At 72.8% G+C, this 20,128-nt stretch carries 3 protein-coding genes; all 3 read left to right on the forward strand.

Features of this window, described 5'->3' with window-relative positions; genetic code table 11:
- The first annotated feature begins 80 nt into the window (after positions 1-80).
- Complete coding sequence (locus AC07PR_RS19805; RefSeq protein ID WP_495136304.1) at positions 81-16,307, forward strand: C80 family cysteine peptidase; 16,227 nt, start codon at positions 81-83, stop codon at positions 16,305-16,307.
- A 65-nt stretch (positions 16,308-16,372) separates the two neighbouring features.
- Positions 16,373-18,586 (forward strand): type I secretion system permease/ATPase, encoded by a 2,214-nt coding sequence (locus tag AC07PR_RS19810; RefSeq protein ID WP_495136305.1) that lies wholly within the window; start codon positions 16,373-16,375, stop codon positions 18,584-18,586.
- On the forward strand, positions 18,583-20,091 hold the full coding sequence (locus AC07PR_RS19815; RefSeq protein WP_495136306.1) for an HlyD family type I secretion periplasmic adaptor subunit: 1,509 nt from the start codon (positions 18,583-18,585) through the stop codon (positions 20,089-20,091). The genes AC07PR_RS19810 and AC07PR_RS19815 overlap by 4 nt, the downstream gene beginning before the upstream one ends.
- Positions 20,092-20,128: the final 37 nt, after the last annotated feature.

Below are 20,128 nucleotides of genomic sequence, written 5' to 3' on the forward strand. Positions count from 1 at the left end.
GCCGGCCGGGCGGCGGGGGTTGTCATGCCCCCTCGCAGGCGGTGCTCACTGAAGCGTCTCACTCCTTCGCGTGAGACGCCATGATTCCCTTCTTCCCTGCCTCCCACGATCACGCCGGCCCGTCAGCCGATGCGGACGGCCTGGCCGCCAGCAAGCAACGCGCGGCCGCCATGGCCCGGACGCTGCAGGGCGAGCTCCAGGACCCGCCGCTGCGGGACACGACGGCGGAGCAGATGCGTCGCCTCGGTGCCCCGCTCGGCACGATCGCCCGGCGGATCCTCGTCAGCGACAGGCCGGATCTGCTGGCCAAGGCGGCGGGACATGTCGCGGTCGGCATGCTGGACGGGTCCTTCGCGCAGCTCGCGCGGGCCTACGACGACCTGCTGGACGCCTTCACGCGCCCGGGTCTCTCGCTGTCCCAGATCGAAGCGCAAGCGCTGCGGGGGATCGAGCGCCTGAAGGACAAGCTGGTCGAAGGCCTGGACGACCTCCCCGCCCACGAGCGCGAAGCGTCGAATGCCCTGGCGGCGGCATTCCTCCGGCGGCTGCGTGAACCGGCGGCGCCGTCCGCGGGCGTCACGCCGCGGCGGTCGAGGTCCACGCCGCAGGACGATCCCGGGCGCGGGGCGGTGATCGCCGTCATGCTGGATCAGCTCACCGATGCATGGCCCGACGACGAGGCCCTGCTGCCGTCGCTGAGGATCGGGCTGCGCCAGGCCTTCGACCGCCTGCCGCTGTCCGGCATCGACTCGCCCCTGGGCTCCACCGACCTGCGAGCGTTGGCGGGGCGCTTGTTCGACGCGATCCTGGACGAGGGTCCACTGGGGCTGGGTCAGGTCTACACCGCGCTGCTCGAGGCCGAACGCCAGGACCAGGGAGACGCCGGCGCCGGCGCGCGCGCGACGAAGGTCTTCCAGACCCTGGTCGAGGAGGCGGGCGGGCTCCTGGTCGGCCATGCCGATCCGACGGCCCGGACAGGGACGGTCCGGGGCCGCGAGCTCGCGACCTTCTTCGGCGAACTGCTCGAGGCGAATGGTCCCGACCGACCGTTCACGGTCAGGCTCGATGACCTCCTCCGGGCGCGCCACCGCGGCGTGGCGCAGCCTTCGCGGTTCCGCGCGGGCCTGCGGCTGGCTGCACTGGACCGTCTGCGCCTGCTGGAGGCCACCGGCGTGATCGGCCCGCTGCGTTTCGTGGCGGCGCCGATCCTGCCCGGGACGCAGGCCGCGGGAATCGACTGGACCCGTGGCCCCGGCGGCTACGAGACCAGCCCCGCCGGCGCCGCGCGCGTGCTGGCGGGTCGCTTCTTCGATCCCGTCCGCGAGCGGATCACCCGGCTGAGCGATTCCGAACTCATCGCGATCCTGCGCGAGCCGTGGAAGAAGTTCGTCGCCTTCACCGACAGCATCGCCCCGCCGCCCGGCACACCCTCGCGGCAGGGACTGTCCCGACTGAGGGCCCTCGCGAAGGCGATCCTCGCCGACATCGACGGCCTGGACCGGCTCCCGCTGCTGCAGCGGGCCGTCGTCATGGGGCCGCAGGCCTGGGAGCGCCGGCAGGCCGAGGCGACGGAGCAGATCAACGCGCTGCGCGCCGAGCCCGCCGTGACGCCGGAGGTCCTCGCCCGCGCCGAGCGGCTGGAAGCGTTGATGACCGACTTCCCCGATCTCTGGCTGGGAGAGTGGGTGAGGCAGTCGGCGCTCGGCTGGCACGCGTTGGGCGCCCTGACGGACACGCAGCCCCTGCCCCTGTTGGCCGCGCTGGCGCCGCAGGTGGGCCAGCGGCTGGATCGGACCACGGGCACCCTCGAACTCGACCTGGGCGCGACCGGCACGCGGGTCTGGCAGGTGCGGGCCTTGAGCGATCCCGCCGACACCGCGGCCCGGGTGGCGCAGGACATGGCGCTGCGCCGGATGGATGCATCGATCATCCGTCGCCATTGGCGCGGCGACGCGGGATCGCTGCAGGACCTTCCCGCCGCGCTGCGCCTCGTCGACGACGCCCTGGAGGTCGACGGCGTCGTCATCGAGCGGTTCGCGCCCGTCGTCGACGCCACCATCCTGGCCGACGCGCTGCCGCCTGCCGATCCGACGCGTCCGCAAGAGGACGTATCGACGACAACGACCGAGTCGGAGTCGGAGTCGGAGTCGGAATCGGAATCGGAATCGGAATCGGGCTCAGGCTCAGGCTCGGGTTCGGGCTCAGGTTCGGGCTCAGGTTCGGGCTCCGACGCGGACTCCGCCTCCGAGGCCACCGGGATCGATCCGGCAGCCGACGGCCACACGACGCCGAGCGACGCCGATCGCGGGCGGGCCGGCGGGTCCGGCGTGCCGCGGCCGTTGTCGCGCTGGTCGCCGGATCCCACCGGCGCGCTGACGATCGAGCAGCGCGCCACCACGATCGCGGCGGCATTCCAGGCGGCCACCGCCGACTGGCACCTGGCACTTCCCCAGGCCGCCTCACTGCGCGATCCCCTGCTGAAGGCGCTGCGCGCCGCGGCGGCGGCCCAGCCCAAGGCCCTGCCGGCGGCCGTTCTGGACGCCGCGGCCGCGCACCTGCTGGACGCCCTGCTCCTGGGCTCGCCGCTGCGCTGCCGCGATGCCTACCTGACGCTGCTCGACGCCGTCGATCCGTCGCGACGCCGCGCGCCCGCCCAGCTGGCGGAGGCCTCTTCCCGTTTCGCCGCGCTCAAGCGCCTGGCCTGGGACCAGGTCGCGCAGGCGAGCCCGGCGTATCAGGCGTCGACCTCCCAGGCGCTGGCCGACCGCTACCTCTCGGCGATCGACGCCGGACCGGGCAAGCCGCTCAAGCTGGGCTTCGACGAGATGAACTTCTCCTCGATGGACAACCGGTCGCGCTCGAAGGACGTCGCCGCCGGCGTCGCCTTCGAGCTCTACGACGTGCTGCGCCAGCTGGAACACGCGGGGCTGATCGGACCGGTCACCTGGACCTCCGGCAAGCGGCAGGCCGAAGGGCATTGGCAGCCTGAGCCGCAGAGCACCCGCTTCCTGTCGACCGACGACATGCGCGGCCTGCGCAGCCGATGGCGTTTCGAGCCCACGGCCGGCCTGCTGGAACTGCTCGAGCGCCGGCCGCTCGAGCCCGTGCCGGTCGACGCCTCCCGACCGCTGCGCACCCTGGCCGCGCTGGCCCCCGACCTGCGGCAGACGCTGGACCGGGACGCGGGCACGGTGCGACTGGCCTGGACCTCCCGGGGCACGCGCGGCTACGCGCTGCTGGCCTTCGCCTGCAAGGATCCGCTCACCGCCGCCGAGGCGGATGCGCAGCTACGCCAGCTCGACCTGCTGGTCTCGGCCCACGTCGCACGCGCCGATGCCGCCGACCTGAACGCGCTGCCGGCCCGCCTGACCTTGTCGGACAGGCAGCTCGCCGACAGTACCCACGTCATCGCCCGCGGCACGCCGTCGGGGTGGACCTTCGAGCACGCGCCCGAATCGTCGGGAGCGAGCGGCGCCGCCAGACCGATGCCGGTGGACGGCGCCGGCCGCGTCGAGGTGATCGCCTCGCTGCTGCACGGGGCCACCGCCGCCTGGTCCGCGCCGGACGGCTGGACCGAGGACGGCAAGATCGGCCTCATCGACGCCTTCGGCCTGAGCGCCTTCGATGCCCCCGCCGGCAAGGACAGCCGCACGCTCTCGATGCGCCCCGTGGCCGAGACCCTGCTCGCCGGGATCCTCGACGCCTCCGTCCCCACGCTGCGCCGGGCCCATGACCTGATCATCGGTGCCGCCAGGCCCGGTCGGGATCCCGCGACCGTGCATCGGCAGGCGGCCCGGGTCTTCCGCGAACTGGTCGACCGCGCGACCCCCTTCCTGGCCGCCCAACCCGACAACGGGCAGGCGGCGATGCGCAGCCTCCCCGGGCGCACCCTGGCCGGCCTGTTCGCCGACCTGTTGACGTCCGCCGCCGGCGATGCGCCGCTCACGCTGGACTTCGAGGCGCTGAGGACCGCGCTGGAGCGCCCCTACCGCAACGATCCCGCGGCCACGCGGTACGCGGGCCTGGTGCTGTCCTTGCGCGACCAGCTCCGGCTGATGTCGGCCACCGGCGTCATCGGTCCGATCCGCTACGTCGCCGACAGGGTGCCTCACGACGACAACACGCCGGGCTGGACCTTCGAGGACGCTCGCTGGACGACGCGGCGCGACATGCTCGCCAAGTGGCCGACGGCCGTCGCCGATCCGGTCACCGCGGCGGTCGAGATCCTGCCCCGCGACGACCTGCGCGAGACCTGGCAGGACTTCGTCGCCGAGCTGGACAGCTGGTCGTACGAGGATGCCGACGACGCCGCGGCGGCCCTCCGGCTCACGGACTGGGCCGACGACCTCGGCGACGAGCTCCATGCCTTGTCCGCCAAGCCGGCGGCCGACCGGTCGGCCGCGATGGGCGCCGCCGCCTGGACCCGTCGCCTGGCCCGGGCGCGCGCGCTGCGCGACGAGATCCACGCGATGGACGTGGGCACGGAGATCTCCGGTTTCGCGAACCAGTTGGTGGAGGTCACGAAGGCCGCCGAGCGCCTCGCGGCGACGCCCACCCGGCAGGCCGCCTTCGGCCGCGGCACGCTGCCCGCGATCGACGAGGCCGCGCCGCTGCCGCTGCTGCGACGGATCGCGCCGGGGGTGTCGCAGCGGCTGGACCGCGCCGCCGGCGTCGTCCACCTGAGGGAGGGCGCGACGACCGTCACCTGGCGCCTGCCCGCGGCGCCCACGACGTCCGTGACGTCCGTGACGTCCGCGACGCCGGAGATCGACGTGGCCAGGACCTGGCAGCAGGACGAGGCCCTGCGCGAACTGGACGTCTTCGTCGCGGTCCGGCACTTTTCCCCCGCCGGCCCGCTGTCCCTGGACGGTCTGCCGCCGTCCCTGAGCTACGACGGCAGCGACCTGCGTTCCGGCACCGGCGACCTGCTCGCCCGACGCCAGGCCATCGATCCGGTGCGTCCGCCGCCGACGCGCACCGCCTTGCCCTCGCCCAACGACACCGGCGCCGAGGGCGACATCAGCATCGTGGAATCGACGCCGAGCCCGGACGTCATCAGGGTCGCGCGCCGCCGTCCTGCCCCCCGCGAGCGCCCCACCGTCGACAGCCCGTCCGGCAGCAGTCGCGACACGGCCATCGATGTCGACGCGGAGCCGGACGGACCGCGCGCGCCGACCGGCGACCAGGCCCCGCACCGATGGGGCCTCTCCGCGATGGATGTGCTGATCGAGGCGTGGCTCAACAAGCAGTGGCAGGTGGCCGCCAAGGTGCCGGGATGGAGCGCCATCAGCGGGGACGCCCCCCTCCCCCCGCTCCACAAGGTCGCGGCGGCGGCCAAGGACCTGGGCCTGGAAGGCGCGCCGAGGCTCTTCTCGGAGTGGGATGCGTTCACGGCCACCTCCAGCAGCCTGCTTGTCCTGGACGAGAGCCTGCGTCGGCTCGCCGTCGCGCGGCGACGCTCGCAGCCCTGGACGAGGGACGACACCGTCGCGCTGCTGGACGCCGTCTACGACACGCGCCGCTCGCCGTCCGCCCCGGGATCCAGCGCCGGCATGCGGGCCAGGATGCTGTTCGACGTCATCGACGCGGCGCGCCACCGCACGGCCCTGCGGATCGACGTCGACCGTCTGAGGCGATGGCATGACGAGGGCGGCCACCTCGGGCAGCAGATCGCCGCGCAGGTCGCCGACCTGGGCCCCGTCTTCAGGGAACTCTCGCGCCGCGGCGTCATCGGCGACGTGCTCTGCGTGTCGTCCGAGGCCGGCTCCCGGCAGCGCGGCCGCTGGCGCCAGGAGGGCGACCGCCAGGTCTCCGACAGCCCCTTGCATGAAGTCCTCGGCTTCGGCGAGGAGCTGCCCCACGTCTACAGCCGGGACGACGCGCTGCCCGGCGCCCACCTGACGTCGAAGATGGATTGGACGTCCCGCCAGGTCGGCTTTCCCCGCGCGCGGCTCCGGCCCTCGGGACTGCTGAGAATCCAGATCACCCGCACCGGGAAAGTCAGCGGATTCGACTTCGAGCCGCGGGACCGTGGCGACCTCGGCGCCTCGGCGATGGATCTCGACGTGGCGATCGCGCGCCTGATCGGCAACGGGCCGGCGACCCGGCGCCTGCCCCGCGCCTTGTCGTGGGACGGAGAGGATCTCCTGCCGGCGAGATCGGCGCAGCGGCGCGGGAACGCGCCCCCGCTGCTGAGGCGCCAGCACACCGGGGCCCTGGTGGCGGACGAGACCGCGATCCGGGGCTATCAGGCGTTCGCGGACGACACCGGCGCCCCGGTCGAGCTGCTCGCCCGCCCCGTCGCCCGATGGCGCGACGAACTGACGCCGGGCAAGCAGCTGTCCACCGCCTGGACCCTGCTGAAGCACGAGGTGATGTCGGCGGAGCCGGCGGCCAAGCAGGCCCGCCGCGATCTGAAGATCGTCGTGCTGCAGATGGACGATTCGCCGCAGGCCTTCGAGGCCAGCCTGCGGCATGCCGCGCAGTCCATCGAGCGCTGGCGCGGCGTGCTCTGGCTGCAGGTGGACCGCGAGGGCGGATCCCGGATCGTGACGGGCGAAGGCTTGACCCGGCCGACGACAGCGGGCGACGAGATCCAGCTGGTCGTCGTGGGTCAGGGGTCCACCGACGACGCTCAGTCGCGACGCCTGAGCGGCTACAGCGGCAGGCAGTTGTCGGAGCGCATCGACCAGGCCCTGCGCCGGCACCTCGACGGCCCGGCGGCCCCGGCCCGCAAGGTCACGCTGCTGGCCTGCGACCTGGAGTCGCCCTATGCGCGCCGTCGTTTCGTGGAGGACTTCGTCGACCACTTCCAGCCCGGCGCCACCTACGAGGTCACCACCTTCCGGGGCCGGGTGCTGTTCTCCGCCGACGACCCCGCCGACCCCGCGCTCACCCGGCGATGGACGCTGGGCTTCGGCGACAGCCAGGCGCTGAACCGCGCCAAGGACGGCGTCTTCGTCACCCGGGTCCTGTCCGATCCTGTCGGGCGGGCGGGCGACACGGTCGCCAAGTACGCGGGCAACACCCGGCCGGACCGGCTGTCGGAAGCGGAGACCATCGCCGCGCTCGAGTCGGCGCTGGACGTCGACCCGCAAGCCGCCGCGGAGCGGGCCGCCAACCGGCTGACGCCGCGCCAGCGGGCCCTCGAGGCCCGACGGGTGCGGCTGGTGCTGGAGGTCCTGGGGCAACTCCGGCCGGAAGAACTCCTGCGCTTCCAACGCGACCGCGGAGAGCGCGCCTTCGCCATGTCCGACGCGGTCCTGGCCCAGTTGTCGATGGTCTTCGGCAGCACCGACGAGGTGGCCGCGGCGCAGTTGCGCCGGGTGGCCGACCACATCACGCAAGGCCTGCTCAGCGACCCCGCCCGATTGCTGGACGCCTACGAACTCCTCGGTCATCTGAGCCCGCGCGACAGGGCCTCGGTCGCGTCGCGCGGCTGGCAGGCCCGCGCGCAAACCTCGCCGCACGTCGCGCGGACCTTGACCGAGATTGCCGGCGGCACGTCCAGCATCACCACCGCGTCCGCCCTGTTCATCCACGCGCTCATCGCGGCACGGGACGGCCTGATCGGGGGCAACCGGACCGGCACCGAGTCCACCAACAGGATCTACGGCCGCACCATCCTCTTCATCGCCGCCGTCGGGGCCGCGGCCTCGGACAGCGCCCTCTACGTCGACCTCTCGGCCCTCCCGCCGGGCGCCGACGGATCTCCGGCGCGGGACATCGATCTCCTGCGCGCCCGCGCGGCGCTTCGTCATCTGCGGGACCTCGGCGCGCTGCAGGAGGTCGTCGCCCTGTCCATCGATGCCCCGCACGCGACGCCGCGCCCGATCGCGCAGGGATGGGGAGAGCCGGACCTCGTCCATCTCCGTTCCCACGGCAATCTGGCCTCGCTCGCCGTCGCCGTCCAGGCCGCGCCCCTCACGGACGCGCTGATCGAGCAGGCCATGCCGCAGGTGACGAGGATCCTGCGGGACGGACAGATCACCTGGTCGGGCACCAGCGCCGCCACGCTCGCCCTCGCGGCAGGCAGGCTGGCGGAGCCGTTCTCGGAGGCCTTCGAACGCCTGCAGACCTGGCAGCGGGAGGCCGAGGGCGCCGCCGCGGACCGGACCGAGCAACTCATCCTCAAGACCATGACCGAGGACCTCGAAGCGAGGCTTCGACGGCAGCACGGCGCCAATGCGCGCGCGTTGACATTGGAGACGCTGCTCCGCGAGGTCCTCGATGCTCCCGGCGCCGAGCACCTGAGCGGCCAGGCGCTCACCGTGGCGGATGTGGCGACCTGGGTCGAGCAACTCGGATCCGACCGGAGCACGCGGATCAACCAGGCCCTGGAGACCTACCGGGACGCCGTGCGCGTGCACGGGGAGCGGGTCGAGCAGCTCCGGGAGGCGCTGGCCGGTCACCTGCCGGGCACGTCCGCCGACGCGATGGACCTGCTGCCCGACGACCGGCCGTTCGCGGCACTGGTGGACCAGGCGTCGAACATGCGCCAATCGCTGGACCGCGCCGCGGGCCTGATCCGGCTCGAGTACCCGAACACCCCGATCGACACGACGCTGCAGCTCGACCCGCTGAGCGCCTATCGATCGGACGGCCTGAGCGAGCACGCCGCCAAGGTCCGGCAGGACGTCGACATCCGGACCGCGGAAGCCCTGATCGTCCGGCTCCTGCAGACGTCTCCGCTGGCGCCGCTCGACCATCTGGAAGCGCTGGGGAACCTGCCGCGCCGCATGAGCCTGCGCAACGGCGAATTCAGCGTCAACGAGCAGGTGGTCGCCCGGCGACGCAGCGGCGCGCTGGCCGTCGACGACGCCTCGGGCCCGGCGGCGTGGATCCCCGATCCCGACGGCATCGCCTCGGCGCTGCGTCCGCTTCGATCCTCGGACGGCTGGACGGCGTCGTCGTTCGACAGGAACGACTTCGGCCTCGATCCGCTGCCCGATCCCGAGGTCCATGGCGTGCCCTCGAAGCTGAAGCTGATCGTCCAGGTGGGGGCCGACCGCGACAGCACCGTCGCGGCCTGGCTGCTGGCCCGCAAATACGCCGGGATCGCGGCCTGGGTGCAGATGGAAGAGAGCCGCGACCTGTTCCAGCGGCCCCACTTCTACAAGGGGGTCGGGCAGGCGCTGCTGGCAGCGGCCACGTCGGCCACGGAGATCGACATCCTCGTGGTCGGTCACTCCGGGATGCAGCTGGGCGGGCACCAGACCTTGAGCGGCTGGGACCCCTACACGCTGGCCAAGAGCCTGCGCACGGGCGTGTTCGACCACGACGAGGACCCCGCCCTCCTGCCCCGGCTGCGACGCGTCAGCCTGGTCGCCTGCGACATGCACGCCCCGTCGATGGAGACCTCCTTCGCCGCCGAGTTCCTGAAGCATCTGGTCCGCCATCCCGGCTGGACGGACCGCGCCGAAGTGACGGCGCGAACGGGCCACGTCCATGTGGCGGAGGTCGAGGTCGACGAGGGCCCGATGCGGATCATGAAGCTGACCGGGCGCCTGGACGCGCAGGAACGGCTGACCCTGCGGCATCAGATGCCGGGCGATACGAAGCTGCTCCGCATGGACCCGTCCGACGGCGGATTCACGGTCACCGACGTGCATCCCGACACGGACGACTACGACGTCCGGCAGTGGCAGCGGCCGGCGGACGAGCTCCACCTGATGTTCGACTCGGTCCTGCGCGACACGGTGCCGACGCCGCTGATCCGGCTCTTCACCGGCGCGGACGGCCAGGTCGACGAGGCCCGCATGCGCCGCGTGGCGGCCGACCCCGCCGAGGTCCGCGTGCTTGCGGACGACCTCGCGTCGGCCCTCGCGTCGCTGCCTGAACCGGCGCGTGACGCCGTCCAGGCGCACGAGCTGCTGTCGCACTCGCTCGCCGGACGTGTCGTCGCGCTCGACGGCCGGGACGTGTCGGCGACGGCCGTCCTGCGCGACGAGCGCCTGATGGACGAGCTCGCGCGCCAGACGCTGGACGAGGACACGCTCGGCCTGGACGCGATCTCGCGCACGACGACCGAAGGGGCCCTGCGCGCGCTGCGCGACAGCGGCCTCGTGGCGGTCGATGCGCACGGCCATGCGCGACTGGTCGAGCAGCGCCTGCAGGCGCTCGTGGCCGGTGACGACGACGCCGGACTGATGCGCGCGGGCGCCTCGCTGCTGCATCTGTCCGATGCGGAGTTCGAGGCCTTGCGCGTGGGCGCGGGCCCGGAGGGGGAGCGTCTGCTGGGCAAGGCCCGGGCGGTGCGCGCCGGCTTCGCGGGCCAGTTGGGCAGCGAGTTGGGTAGCGAGTCGGGCAGCCAGGCGGAGGCCGTCGCGGGGCACGGCGTGGGCCTGATGAACACCGTCATCGCCACCACGCAGCTCGTGCAGGGCTGGCGCCACATGGACGCGGCGATGAAGGGCCTGCTCGTCACGCAGACGGGCAGCATCGTGATCACGCCGATCACGGTGAAGGTGGGTCAGTGGTTGCGCGAGGCCGCCCGCTCCGCCTCGCTCTCCTCGACCTTGTCGGCCGGGAGCAAGGCCGCCTCGACCCTCGAGTCCGCGCTCTCCACCATCGGCACGGCGCTGGAAGGCGGGGCTGCCGACCTCGGCCTGTCCGCGCTCGGTCTGGTCGTGATCGGCCTGCAGTGGGACGAGTTCCGCAAGAGCGGCCAGGGCACGGACAGCTTCGCCTTCAGGAACCTGGTCGCGAACACGACCATCATGACCTTCTTCACCGCCACCTCGCTGGTGTCGGCCGGCATCCAGGTCGGCGCGGCCGTCGCCGGCGGCGCGGAGGCGATCGCCGGCACCGCGCTCGGCATGGCCGCCGGCGTGGCCGGGGCCGCCGCCCTGCCGCTGGCCTTGCTGATGATCGCGGTCAACGGCGCGGTCGGCAGCTTCATGTGGCTGGAGGAGTACGGCGACTACATCCGCCCGTCGACCGATCTGGGCGACCTGATCGGCGCGGGCATCGCCAAGTTCTTCGGCATCGAGACCGACGTCATGAAACGGGCGGAGGTCGAGAAGAGCGCCGTCGGCACCGCGTCGGCGCGCGAGCGGACGCTGGACCAGGACCGGCGGGCCTACATGGCCTTCCGCGGCGAGCAGCTCGCCAAGTCCGGCTACGGGTCGATCCGCTATCCCCATCTGGATCACGCCGTCGGCCATGCGACCTTCAGGGTGCCGAAGCAGGACCCCGACTACACCTTCGTCCTGCAGGACCGGGAGATCCCCTTCAAGGACCGGGTCCTGGCCGGGTATCTCGCCGGGCAGACCGACCGCTGGGAATCGCCGACGCCGGAAGGCGCCGGGGCCCGGTCCGGCACGGCCTGGCTCGATCTTCGCCACCACGTCGGCTACGGCCGGTCGGCGACCGCCGACCACGGGCCGCAGATGTTCGAGCTGCAAGGCGCCTGGGGCCAATTCAACGGCGGCGCCGACCGCGATGTCTTCCTGCTGGACGGGCACAGCCACGCGGACGTGCACGGCAACGGCGGGCACGACGAGGTCGACTTGGACGCCAGGGACCGTCTCGTGAGGATCCGCCATGACGACCGGCTCGGCGGCCTCCGGCTCGCCACCGACGACCCGGACCAGCCCGCGGACCCCTTCATGGACGACGTGCTGCTGGGCATCGAAAGCGTGACCATCCGCGATGCCCTCCGTGCGGAGGTGAGCGGCGGCCCCGGCGACGAGCGCTTCGACGTGACCGCCCTCCAGACCGCCATCACCGGCGGCGGTGGCCGCAACACCTACGTGCTGCGCGAGGGCAACCGCATCGCCAGTGCATCGGACGATGCCGCCCTCTGGTCCGGCGGCGTGAACGCGTTCATCGACGTCGGCGGCAATCGGCCCGGCAGCCTGCTGCTCAAGGTCGACGTACCGCACGAGGATCTGAGCTTCCGGCGCTACCACGGGCACCGCCTCGTCATCCGCAACGGCACGGGCGATGGCGCGGGTTCGCTGACGCTGGAGGGCTTCTTCCCCCGCGTGGCCGCCGGCGCGACGGCCTCGGCCCCCGGGACCGCCGCGGCCCCGGCCTCGCTCTTCATCGTCGATGCCCTCGGCACCCATCTGACGCTGGTCGACCCGCGCCGCCTGGACGAGCGCGAGTCCGCCTCCGCCACGCTCGACAAGCACCTGTTCTTCGACGCGTCGACGCCCGACGCCCGGCGGGCGCTGACCGGCGACCACGGTCACACGCGCCATCACCTCGCCTCGGGCAGCGGCGACTTCCTGCTGCGTCCCCGCACGTCCATGCCGATGGACGTCACGCTGGACGTGCCGCTCGACCGGCTGAGCTATCGCCGCGAGGGCGACGACCTGGTGCTCATCGAAACCCCGTCCGCGCAGGCCCCGGCGGACGTCACGCCCCTGCGACTGACGCTGCCCGGCTACGCCCGGCGCGACTGGGCCGCGTCGCACGGCCAGCTGGCCTTGTGGGCGCGTGGCACCGCGGACCCGGAGAACCGCGCCGTGGTCAAGCTGAGCCATCCGTCTCCCCAGGATCCGGACGAAGGCGTCCTGCGGGCTGCGGCGCCGGACGTCGCCCCGGGTGCGGCGTCGACCACGGCCGCCTCGGCGCCTGTGCCGTCCACGCCCACACCGATGTCCACATCGACGTCCACGCCGCCACGGGTGGCAGGGACCGAGGCCCTGACCGGCAGCGACGGCGTCGATACCTACGAGGTGGCGACGCAGCGGCACGTCGTGATCGACAACACCGCGATGACGACGACGCGGGACATCCTCCAGCTCGACGCGATGCCCCGGCGGCTGTGGCGTTCCGGCGCGGACCTGGTGATCGAGACCGAGGGCGGCAACATCACCGTGCGCCGCCATGCGGTGGAGCCGCTGGCCCGGCACCTCTCGATGGCGATCGACGGCAGGCGCTACGCGCTGCCGGTCATCCACGACAGCGGCGTCATGGTCTACGGTCCCGACGCCGACGACGGCGACATCCTCGCCACGCTGCCCGGCACGCACCTCGTGCTGGGCGCTCCGGACGCCGCGTGGGCGGCGGCCCCGGCCGCCCGGTCGGTGGTCGTGGCGTCGCCCTCGGCGGTGCACCGCATCGGTCGCAGCATCGATCTCCGGTCCACCGAGACGCGCAGCCGGGTGATCCTCAAGGATTTCCCGAGCTGGGCGAGAGAGGGAAGCGGCCTACAACTCCGCCTCCCGGACGGGTCGGCGCCGCAGCTCGCGCCTGCCCTGCTCGACGCGGCGTGGCGCGATGCGGTCGAGCGCCAACGGCGGGCCGGACTGCCCGACGACCTCTTCCTGGCCCGGGCATTCGCGGACGACGGCCTCTGGGACGCGGCGCTGATGACGGCGGTCGCCGCGCTGAGGCGGGACCTCGTCACCGACAGCACGCCCTCGGAGCGCGTCCATCCGGTCGAGGCCGTCCAGGCTCTCCTGCGCATGAGCGGACTCCCGGTCGACATCGCCGACGCCGTCCGCGCGACGACGATCGGTCAGGTCCGACGGATCCGGTCGCTGCTCGCGGCGCTCGGCGATGGCAAGACCTGGCCCTCGGCGGCGCTGCTGGACGACTACGCGACGAGCACTTCCGTGCTGGCGCTGTCGGCGTCTCGCCACGGTGCGATGCTGCGCCGTCTCGTGGCCGCTCAACGGCCCTGGGCCTACCAGGAGGTGGTGCTGGGCGGCGACCTGTCGCCGCAGGCGCTGGACGCGTTCGAGACCTGGGCCACGACCCGGCCGGCCGGCATGCCGGACGACGACGCGCTGCTGGACGACCTGAAGGAATTCAACCGCTTGCTCCTCGGCAGGCCCGATGCCGACGAGGTGATCTCGGCCGACACGCGGGAGCTGCTGCGGATCGCGCTGCGGGTGAAGGGCCGTCCCGACGAGGTGGCGGACCAGATGGCCCGCGCGATGATCGCCGTGACGATGGACGAAGCCTGGATCGACGGCATGCTCCAGGCAGGCGTCGTCGACCACGCGGTGCTGCGGGCGTTGTGGGACGCGAAGATCCCAGTGCGGGACGTGCTGCTCGCCAACGCCAACCGCCTGGCCTACGAGGGCACGGGCAATCGCTCCGGCCTGATCGAGGTCCGCGCGGCGGACGCCTTCAGGACACCCGAGACCACCGTGTCGCGCTACGTCGTGAACCGCTACCTGAAGCTCGACGACAACGGCAACGACTTCATCGTCCATGACCGGCCCCGCCGCGGGGTCACCTACGACCTGCTGCCCGGCACGGTGCTCGACGCGGCGGGGCAATCGCCCGCCGCGCTCTCGCCCGCGGAGCGGGCGCGCTTCGAGCAGTCCGTGAGGAGGGACTTCGACCGGGATTGGGACAAGGCCGAAGACCGGACGCCCCGGTCGCCCTGGGACTCCGCGCTCACCTTCAGCCACCTGACGCCCAAGCCTGCCTCCCGGCGCGAGGAGCACTGGCCGGCGACCCGATTCGCCGCCTTCGCCAAACGCTCGTCGCTGTACGCGATGCTGGAGAAGGGCCTGGTCACCGTGACGCAGGAGACGCTGCCGGGCCGCGACAGCGACGGACGCAGCAGCCCCGCCAACCTGGTGGACGGCGTCGCCCGGGCAGGCGAAGCGACGGCCTGGCGGCCGCCCGCGGACCTTCAGCGGGTGTCGTCGTCCGCGGACGGGAGCGAGGCGCTTCGCGCCCTCGAGTTCGACTTCAAGGACCCCGTCGCCGTGTCCGGATGGCGTCTTGCCCTCCAGCACGAGGGTCAGCTCGCCGGCGGCGGCCCCGTCATGGAACGCTGGACGCTGCAGGCGCAGAACCGGCAAGGCGACTGGGTGCATGTCGACGACGGCATTCCGTACCGTCGCTACCGGATCGTCGGCATCCAGGAGGATCTCCCGGCCGGCACCTGGTTCACCGAGGTGAGCTTCACGACGGCCGAGGTCGGCGCCAGCCCGCTGGTCGCGCGACTCCAGTCGGGCGGCTACGACCGGCGGGACGCGCAGGCCCTGCTGGCGCTGGGCCTGCAGACCGACAAGGCGGTGGACCGGGCGATCGAGCTGCGCCGGCTCGGCGGCCCGTTGCGGCCGGACGTGGTCGCGCGGCAGGTGCTGGACAAACGGGTACATGTCTCCGTGCTCATCCAGCGGGCCACGGCCTTGATCGGCCACCTGTCCTACGGCGACTGGAGCAACGGCCGGATCCGCGATCGCGAGCTCGCCCCCTTCCGGTCCGATGTGATGCGGTCGCTGACGGAGACCCTGCTCGCGGGCGTCGACGCGCCGCCGTCGGCGCCGGTCGACGAGGGTCTGGGGCGCCTGTCCGATCTGGTCCTCCGAGCGGCGACCTGCGATCGCGATGCGCTCCTCGAGGCGATCCCTCTGGCCAGCGGCCTGGCCCACCAGGCGCGCACCGGCGACGCGGACGACACGCAAGCCGGTCATGAGATCGAAGCCATCGCGCTGTCGTCCTTGAGCCGGGCCCTCCGCGTCGTGCTGGGATTCTGGGAATCCCGGCGGGAGCACCTGAGCCTGCAGATTCAGACGGCCAAGACCATCGCGCCGTCGATGGTCGCGGACATGCTCTCCGCCCTCGCCTCGGGCACGCCGTACGAGTTCCGGCTGCCGTCCCTCGATCTCGCCGAGACACCGTTCACGCGCGTCCATTCGGGCTCCGGCATCCGCCTTCCCCTCGAGCTGCAGACGAACAACCTCGTGATCGTCACGCGGCAACGCAGTGCCGCCGACATCCAGGCCGCCCGCGACGCCGGTCTGCTGGCGGTGGCCGTGACATCGGAAGAAAAACCCGCGTTCGGCGCGCTGGACTGGCGGCAGCGCGGCGAATCGACGGGCTGGACCACCGACGCGCCCCTGCCGGCGGTGTTCAACGAGCCCGGCCTGTACATGCTTTCGCACGGCATCGCGGCGACGCGGATCGATGGGATGTTCGCCGCGGGCATTCGGACGCCCGCGCAGCTCGACCGGGCCATCGAGTTCCAGCACGCACTCCACGACCAGGATCTCGGCATCGCCTGGGCGCTGAGCGATCCGCGTCCGCCGCTCGATGCCGACACCGTCGCCTGGATGCGCCGCATGCGCCAGGAGGGTCTGGGGCCGACGGACGTCCTGCGGATCCTGGCCAACGGCGTGCCGGCGAGGGACCAAGGGAGCGATGGGACGAGCACGACACGCCCGCCAGGCCCTCAGGGGGACGAGCCCTTCCCGGCGCTTCGACTCGCCGCCGGGCTGGTCCAGGCGATGGCCGCATCGGACGAGCACCCGCTCGGCGTGGCAGGTGCGGTCGCGATGTCCGCGTTGCGACCGGACGCGCTGTCGCCGTTGTCGCCGTCACCCGCCTGATCGATCGACGACACGGAGTCCCGGTCGTCTGCACTCACGCGTCTTTCCCGAGACCGTGAGTCCCGATGGCCGATACGACCCTTCCCCTTCGCCTGCCGCCTCCCGGCCCGACGCCGCCGCGGGTCTCCCCGCTGGCGGCGCTGTGCCTGGTGGCCGCCTTCCATGAGATCGCCGCCGAACCCGACGCGCTGGCGCACCAGCTCGGCCTCGGTCCGAACGATCCCGTCGAGCCGGACGACCTGCTGCGCGCCGCACGACTGCTCGGCCTGAAGGCGCGCCGCCTGCGCGGCGACGCGGCCCGGCTGGCGCGCGTGCCGTTGCCCACGGTGATCTGGCTGCGCGACAAGGGCAGCGATCCCGACGAGCCCGACGCCCCGGTGCGTCCGGTCGTGCTGGGCCGTTTCGGCACCAGCGAGGCCCTGATCGCCGATCCCGCCGTGGAGGGCGGCCGCCCCGCCAAACTCACGCGCGACGCATTGCTGGCGCGCTGGAACGGCGAGCTGATGCTCGTCGCCAGCCGCGCCAGCCTCGTCGGCGAGATGGCCCACTTCGACTTCTCGTGGTTCATCCCGGCCCTGGTCAAGCACCGGCGCCTGCTCGGCGAGGTGCTGCTGATCTCGTTCGTGCTGCAGGGCTTCGCGCTCGCGCACCCGCTGTTCTTCCAGGTCGTGATGGACAAGGTGCTGGTGCATCGCGGGCTGTCCACGCTGCACGTCATCGTCGTGGGCCTCGTCGTGGTGATGCTGTTCGAGAGCCTGCTCTCCGGCCTGCGCCACTACATCCTCAGCCACACGACCAGCCGCATCGACGTGGAGCTCGGCGCGCGGCTGTTCCGTCACCTGGCCGCGCTGCCGCTGGCCTACTTCCAGGCGCGGCGCGTGGGCGACTCGGTGGCCCGCGTGCGCGAGCTGGAGCACATCCGCGCCTTCCTCACCGGCCAGGCGCTCACCGTGGTGCTGGACCTGTTCTTCTCGATCGTCTTCCTCGCGGTGATGTTCCTCTACAGCGTGCCGCTGACGCTGATCGTGCTGGCGAGCCTGCCCGGCTACGTGCTGCTGAGCGTGCTGATCGTGCCGGTGCTGCGACGGCGGCTGGACGAGAAGTTCGCGCGCGGCGCCGAGAACCAGGCCATGCTGGTCGAGTCCGTCACCGCGATCCAGACCGTGAAGGCCGGCGCGCTCGAACCCGCCTTCGCGCGCCGCTGGGACAAGCAGCTGGCAGCCTACGTGTCGGCCAGCTTCCGCACGCAGAACCTCGCGGCCTGGGGCCATGAGGGCGTCGGTCTGGTCGGCAAGCTGACGCAGGCCGCGACGCTCTGGTGGGGCGCGCAGGAGGTGATGGACGGCGCGCTGACGGTGGGCCAGTTCGTCGCCTTCAACATGTTCGCGCAGCACGTCGCGCAACCGGTGATGCGCATGGCCAACCTGTGGACGGACTTCCAGCAGACGGGCCTGTCGATGGCGCGGCTGGGCGACATCCTGAACACGCGCACCGAGGCGCCGCCCGCCAGCGCCGCGCAACTGCCCGCGCTGCGCGGCGCGGTGGCGCTGCGCGACGTGACCTTCCGCTACCGGCCCGAGGCCGCCCCGGCGCTGCGCGGCGTGGACCTGACGATCCGCGCCGGCGAGGTGGTCGGCATCGTCGGCCGCTCCGGCAGCGGCAAGAGCACGCTGACGACGCTGGTGCAACGCCTGCACCTGCCGCAGGAGGGCCGCGTGCTGATCGACGAGGTCGACAGCGGGCTGATCGACGCGGCGCAACTGCGCCGCCAGATCGGCGTGGTGCTGCAGGACAACGTGCTCTTCAACCGCACGCTGCGGGAGAACATCGCCATCGCCGATCCGGCGGCGCCGATCGAGGCGGTGGTCCGCGCGGCGCGCCTGGCCGGCGCGCACGACTTCATCAGCGAACTGCCGGAAGGCTACGACACGATCGTCGGCGAACAGGGCGGCTCCCTCTCCGGCGGCCAGCGCCAGCGCGTGGCGATCGCGCGGGCGCTGTTCACCGACCCGCGCATCCTGATCCTCGACGAGGCCACCAGCGCCCTCGACTACGAAAGCGAAGCCGTGCTGCACAGGAACATGACGCAGATCTGCCGCGACCGCACCGTGCTGATCATTGCGCACCGGCTCAGCGCGGTGCGCCACGCCGACCGCATCATCGTGATGGAACGCGGTCGCGTCGTCGAAGAGGGACCGCACGACGCGTTGCTGGCCTTGCGGGACGGCCTGTACCGGCGCTTGTGGTCGATGCAGGACGGACCGGGAGCACGCGCATGAACGGCCGTTGGAACGCTCGCTGGAACGCCCGGGCCGGGGTCCGGATCAGGCGACTGAAGCGATTGCAGGAGCTCGGCGCCGCGCTCAGCCACCGCTTCGGCGCGCCGGTGGAGATGCTGCGTCGCCATCGCGAGGTGTTGGCCGCCGCGTGGGCGGCGCGCCGCGACCTCGTCGGACCGGCGCGCCACGCCGAGGAGGCCGCCTTCCTGCCCGCGGCGCTGGCGGTGCGCGACACGCCGCTGCATCCGGCGCCGCGGCGCACGGCCTTCGTGCTGATCGGGCTGGCGGCGATCGCGCTGGTGTGGTCCCTGGTGGGTCGCGTGGACATCGTCGCCGTGGCCGAAGGCAAGCTCGTCGTCAGCGAGCGCAGCAAGGTCGTGCAGCCGCTGGAGCGCTCCGTGGTCCATCGCGTGCGGGTGCGCGACGGCGAGCATGTCACGGCGGGCCAGACGCTGGTCGAGCTCGATCCGACGGCGCCCGCCGCGGACCGCGAGAGCCTGGACGAGCAGCGCCTGGCGGCCCTGGCCGAAGGCTGGCGCGCGGAGCGGCTGCTGGCGTCGCTCCAGGCGCCCCCGCAGGCGCCACCGTCGCCGCCGGACGATTGGCCCGTTGCGCGACAGCGCGAGACGCTGGCGATGCTGCGCGCCGAGTGGGGCGATCTGCAGGCCCGCCTGGAGCGGCTCGACGCCGAGGCCGACCGCCGCCGCGCCGAACGCGACACCGCCCTGGCCGCGGCGACGCGGCTGGCATCGGCGCTGCCGCTGGCCGCGCGGCGCGAAGACGACCTGCGCGCGCTCGCGGGCGAGGGATTCGCCTCCACGCATGCCTGGGAGGATCGGCGGCGCGAGCGGCTCGACCTCAGCGGCGAGCTCGACACCCAGCGCGCGCGATCGCGCGAGACCGACGCCGCGTTGACCGAGACCCGGGCGACCCGCGCCGCGCTGATCGCCGAGGTCCGCCAGCGCTGGCACACGACGCGCGAGCAGGCCGCCGCGCGGCTGGCGCAGATCGAGGCGGAGCGCCGCAAGGCGGGCCGACGCGAGGAGCTGACGCGGCTCGTCGCGCCGGTGGACGGCACGGTGCAGCAGCTGGCGATCCACACGCCGGGCGGCATCGTGACCGAGGCGCAGGCGCTGATGGTGATCGTGCCCGACGACGCGCCGGTGACGGCGGAGGTCATGCTCCAGAACAAGGACATCGGCTTCGTGCGCGTCGGCGACGCGGCGGCGATCAAGCTGGAGGCCTTCCCGTTCACGCGTCACGGCACGCTGCCGGCGACGGTCACGCGGGTGAGCCCCGACGCGATCGACCATGAGCAACTGGGACCGCGCTTCGCCGTGACGCTGACGCTGGACGCGCGCGACATCGAGGTCGATGGCGCGCGCGTGCCGCTGCGACCCGGCATGGCGCTCAGCGCCGAGGTGCGCACCGGGAGCCGACGCGTCATCGGATTCCTGCTGAGCCCGCTCGAACGCGTCAGGAGCGAGAGCCTGAAGGAACGCTGAGGCGCCGTGCGGAACTCCCTCTCCCGCTTGCGGGAGA

This window comes from Roseateles sp. GW821-FHT09H11 (assembly GCF_059415845.1).